Origin of the sequence: Bacillus sp. JJ1773 (assembly GCF_036962035.1) — a bacterium.
In the GTDB taxonomy this organism is placed as follows: Bacteria; Bacillota; Bacilli; order Bacillales; family Cytobacillaceae; genus Cytobacillus.
This window is the reverse complement of record NZ_JBALNX010000139.1, coordinates 1-4,519: the sequence shown is the minus strand read 5'-3', so window position 1 is coordinate 4,519 and position 4,519 is coordinate 1. Positions and strand designations below refer to the sequence as shown.

The 4,519-nt window shown below is 33.5% G+C and carries 7 protein-coding genes; 1 reads left to right on the top strand and 6 read right to left on the bottom strand.

Annotation, left to right across the window (positions count from 1 at the left end; all coding sequences use genetic code 11):
- From V7127_RS25350 to V7127_RS25325, 6 genes are all read right to left on the bottom strand, one after another.
- Positions 1-206, bottom strand: a 206-nt coding sequence (locus V7127_RS25350; protein ID WP_335490929.1) for an inner-membrane translocator, incomplete at its 3' end; no start/stop codon positions are given.
- 144 nt (positions 207-350) lie between these two features.
- Complete coding sequence (locus V7127_RS25345; protein WP_335490926.1) at positions 351-617, bottom strand: hypothetical protein; 267 nt, start codon at positions 615-617, stop codon at positions 351-353.
- Between the two features lie 179 nt (positions 618-796).
- Positions 797-1,369, bottom strand: coding sequence for a GNAT family N-acetyltransferase (locus V7127_RS25340; protein ID WP_335344343.1), 573 nt, complete (start codon positions 1,367-1,369; stop codon positions 797-799).
- A 122-nt stretch (positions 1,370-1,491) separates the two neighbouring features.
- Positions 1,492-1,839: an ABC transporter gene (locus V7127_RS25335; protein WP_335490923.1), complete on the bottom strand. Its 348-nt coding sequence runs from the start codon at positions 1,837-1,839 to the stop codon at positions 1,492-1,494.
- 729 nt (positions 1,840-2,568) lie between these two features.
- The gene (locus tag V7127_RS25330) at positions 2,569-2,859 is read right to left on the bottom strand and encodes an RNA polymerase alpha subunit C-terminal domain-containing protein (RefSeq protein ID WP_335344341.1); all 291 of its coding nucleotides are present in this window, start codon (positions 2,857-2,859) and stop codon (positions 2,569-2,571) included.
- Between the two features lie 160 nt (positions 2,860-3,019).
- Complete coding sequence (locus V7127_RS25325) at positions 3,020-3,478, bottom strand: GNAT family N-acetyltransferase (protein WP_335490920.1); 459 nt, start codon at positions 3,476-3,478, stop codon at positions 3,020-3,022.
- Positions 3,479-3,988: 510 nt separating this feature from the next.
- Here V7127_RS25325 and V7127_RS25320 point away from each other — a divergent pair.
- The coding region (locus tag V7127_RS25320; protein WP_335490918.1) for a nitroreductase family protein at positions 3,989-4,519 on the top strand (531 nt) is incomplete at its 3' end.

Here is a 4,519-nt window from a genome sequence, read left to right as displayed (position 1 = left end):
CCTGCACCTTCTCCTGTTCCTCCAGAACTCCAATCATAAAAATGAAGAAATAATGCACCACTTGAAAAACCAATCATTGGGGCAAGTACCATCATTAAGATGCCTGATACCATAAGATTCAATTTTCCCTTTTTAAACAATGTAAAGAAAACAACATTAAGCGATATTATAATTAAGATGAATAATGTCAAAATTAAATTTCCCATAATATATCCCCCTATCAGTTAAATTTTACCACAAATAACCATCATCCTTGTTGAACTATTCTGCCACTTTAGTTGAACAAGAAAAAAGAGCCGTCTAAGCAGCTCAACGATCTTCAAGTAAAGCACCCATTAGTGAAATAAAACTTATAAATGCAAAACACTATGAACAAATTTTTTTGCATTCTCTGCGTCTTTTTTTCTAACAGAAACAACATATTGTTGTTTATAATTCTTGTTCATTCCGAAACTTCCAAAGTTTCCTCTCGATGTACCAGGTCCCAACCATTTTCCTGAAGGATCAATAACTTTATAGGTATATTTAATACCTTCTCTTTTTAAAATTGCTCTTACCTTTGAAAATTCTTCCATTGAAAATCCTATATAAACATCTTCTTTATTAAAGAAAAACATATCCATCCCCCCCTATTACCACAACTACTGCTTTTTACACTATCCTGCACCTTTAATTGAACAAGAAAAAAGAGCCGTCTAAGCAGCTCAACGATCTTCAAGTAAAGTAGAATTGTTAAAACTTTATAACTTTCGGTAATGGTTTTTCCAGCTTAACACGATGAAAAACTCTTTCTTCCTTAAATTAACAGGTTTGAGGTACTCTCCCATTCAGACTTAAGAATTGAATATTGATATTCGTCAATCCACTGTCCTTTTGACATGTAATTTTGTAAAAAATGCCCTTCTCGCTTCATACCAACGCGTTCAAGTAAAGCAATAGACTTGTTATTTCTAACATCTGTATGTGCAATTACTTTGTGTTTTCCTAATACATTAAATATATAATCCAATAACGCACTAACAGCCTCACTTGCATATCCATTCCCCTGGTATCCTGGAGAAAGAGTAAACCCGATTTCTACAATATTGGGTTCGTCTAAAAGCGTATGAAGTGCACAATCTCCAATGAGTTGATTAGTCTCAGCTAAAGCAATGGCAAACTGGAACCAAGTACCTGGTTGATTAGGGTTATTTTTACTTTGTTCATTAACGAACGATTCGGCTTCGTGATATTGATAATTCTCCCATGATTGAAATTTAGCAACTTCAGAATTTGAACGATAAAAATGGAAGTCATCAGTGTCGTTAAGACTAAATCTTCTTAAAATAAGACTTGTTGTTTTTGCGAAAATTTGATTGTTTTTTTCCATGGTTTTTCCTTCCTAAACTTTCGTCAAGTAGATTTCATTGTTAACTGTTTTGCGGTTTTACCACCAGAAGCGGTCAGCCTCTATTGTGCTAAAGCCCCCGTTACTTGTCTAAGGTACTAGCCTCACTCTTTTATTCTAAGTTGTCGTCTAAGTTCTTTAAATGGAATAGCATAAGAGTCCTCATATTTCTTAATATATTGTGTTAACATAGACCAATTACTTTCGAGGTGAGGATGTATCTGGGTGGTGTCAGCAAGACTATAAAGTTCAATTAAGAAGTAATGGGTTTCCCCTACTAAAAAGTCATCCCCTAATTGTAATAAAACCTCAATAACATTTGGAATGTAGTTAAACGCTTCTTTGGGAGACATTCCCTTAGTAATTAATTCGAAGGAATTACTAAAATACCACTCATCTTTGTCTAATTTATCTTCCCATTCCACAAATATTTCTAATAACCTATTATCCATTGTCATCACGCCCAGGATTGCAATTTTATATACATATTTTATCACTTTTTGTTCAACAATCTGGCCCTTTTCATGAAGAAAGACGCTTTCCTTGTTTCAGAAAAGCGCCCTTTCGTATTATAAGGTCAGCCAGATAAGAAAATATTTCTTGTTGACCATTTTTAATAGGGTTTTATTTTTAACGGTAGCCAGGGTAAAATGTAACTGCCCATGGGACTTAGATCCCGTTAAAGTAAACAGTTTACCCCCTCCTTGTAGAAACACGTTGAGGCTGGTTGGGACATAAATCTAGAATAACAAGCAAAGCTGTGACACTGCAAGAAGGAAGAATTAGGGGTACCTGCAAATAAGAGATTAGGAGGTGATGAGGATGAATCCAGTCGTTGGACTGGAAATTTCAAAAGGAGAAAGTCGGTTCAAGCTTTTGTAGATAAGGGAAACCTTTTTGTAAGGGCTTTAAAGTATCCATACTCTTGAGAGGCTTGGATTACTTGTAGAGTTCTTAGATCATGAACAGAAAGAAACAGGTCAGAAGAAGCCAGAAGCCCTCAGTGATTCTAGAAGCATCTTGGACACTATCAAACACCAGTTGTCCAATATCTAGATGAACTTGGATATTTATTAATTATTATTAATCCTTTAATTTCGTATAAGGCAAAGAGTTCAAGTCTAACTTTTGAACTCTTGCACTAGTTAATTAAGTAAAGTATGTCACATATTGTAGTTCATTTATTCTTTAAATGATAACCCTACTTCTTCTAATGAAGTTCTCAAAATAGGTAAGGAAGCTGGCCCAATACCATGAATTTTTAAAATTTCTTTTTCAGTGTACTTTGATAGTTCCTTCAAAGTGTCAATCCCTTCGTGAACCAATGCATTTCTTGCAGGTGAACTGAGTTTCGAAAGAAAGCCACTTTTAGGCTTATTCTCTTTATCACAGGTAGGACAACTTGGACACTCACTACTTTTGTAATACTTATGTCCTTTTTCACAAATCCTTAAACTTTTTTCTACTGTCAAAATAAACTCCTCCAAATAAATTCTGTATCCAATTTTAACATATTATATTTTGCATATTAGTTATACAATATCTACAAAACAATGTTTGTCCCTATTCAGGAATGCTGCCCCGAATGCTGAATATAGAATATACAACCTAAAAGCTACTTATACTTAAACCCTAGCTACCCTTTAGGTTGAGTAAATTTTTTTCAAGAATAATTTTATGTATTCCTTTTTCATCGGTATACGTATCAATAACATCAAATCCATTTTTTATATTCAAAATTAACATATTACGCCATTTATTCATTGTTTTTGTTTGAACAACACTATAACCCAGTTCCCTTACATATTGATGTTGCTTTTCCATTAGGGTCGAAGCTACACCAAATTTTCGATAATTGATATCCACTCCCCCCATCCAACTATAAAATTTATTATCATCCAATGCATATCCAATCTTAAATCCAATAAGCTTTGTACCACTCATAGCGGTTATAATTAATAATTGCGGTTTACTTGCCATTTTGTTAATCAAATTATCTGATTTCCCAAAAATGTCTTTATGTAATTCTACAATGCCACCTAATATATCATCGTCAGGTATTGAATTAAAAATAAGGGTTTCAAAGTTCATTTGTATTTCACTCCCTTTCCAAAATATTTAGAATACATAATTCTTAACAATATTATGTCTGTCCTTCTTTAACAATCATGTTAATCGAATAGGAAAAATGATTGCAACACAAACCCATTATTCAACATTTGCACCCTTTAACCAACAACAAACTTTTACCTATGCCCATCTTTTCGTGCTTGAATAAAACCGTAATAAGCACAGGTAACATTTTTAGATATGTCTTTTACTTCTAGGCCCTTTAGTTGAAAAATAATTTCCCAAATGAACCGATTACGGTAAGAATGCTTCTCAATCACACATCAGGAATTCAAGACAATTAGGGGATATTGGAAAGCCAGTATACAATAGATAGTGGTGGAGGAGACTCCAAAGTACAAAAGTCGCAGTTATGGTTCACCATTTTGTACCTTTCATCAAATAAAAGCTCTTTTTTATTATGTATAATGAGGATATAATGGTGAAATTTAATCTATCAAATAGAACGACCATAAAGAGGAGAATACATATATGGAATTTGTAGAATTAGCAAAAAGTAGACGTTCAGCTATCAATTTTCAATCGGACGTGAAAATCTCTGCTCCTGAATTACAAGAAATATTTGAAATCGTTAAAACCCATCCCTCATCATATAACATTCAAACTACGCATTATTATGTTGTCACATCAGAGGAAAAGAAAGCACTTGTCAAGAAAGCCTCATATGAACAGCATAAAACCCTTAGTGCTTCTGCAACGATCATCGTATGTGGAGATAAGGATGGATACAAGGAAGCCCCTCGATTATATGAAGGTATGAAAATGCTTGGAATTATTGACGAGTTAGAATACAATGATACGATTGAGACAATTAATAATTTATATAGTAATAATACTACATTAATAGAAGAAGATAATATAAGAAATGCTTGTCTATCTGCCATGCTATTAATGTTAGCTGCCAAAGATAAAGGATGGGATACTTGCCCAATGCATGTGAAAAATGAACACATCATTAAAGAAATTTACAACATCCCAGAGAACCATCAACCTGTATTAATG

Excerpts from the sequence above, each read along its gene's own strand:
- V7127_RS25335 (WP_335490923.1), bottom strand. The coding sequence starts at position 1,839 with ATGGATAATAGGTTATTAGAAATATTTGTGGAATGGGAAGATAAATTA.
- V7127_RS25340 (WP_335344343.1), bottom strand. The coding sequence starts at position 1,369 with ATGGAAAAAAACAATCAAATTTTCGCAAAAACAACAAGTCTTATTTTA.
- V7127_RS25325 (WP_335490920.1), bottom strand. The coding sequence starts at position 3,478 with ATGAACTTTGAAACCCTTATTTTTAATTCAATACCTGACGATGATATA.
- V7127_RS25345 (WP_335490926.1), bottom strand. The coding sequence starts at position 617 with ATGTTTTTCTTTAATAAAGAAGATGTTTATATAGGATTTTCAATGGAA.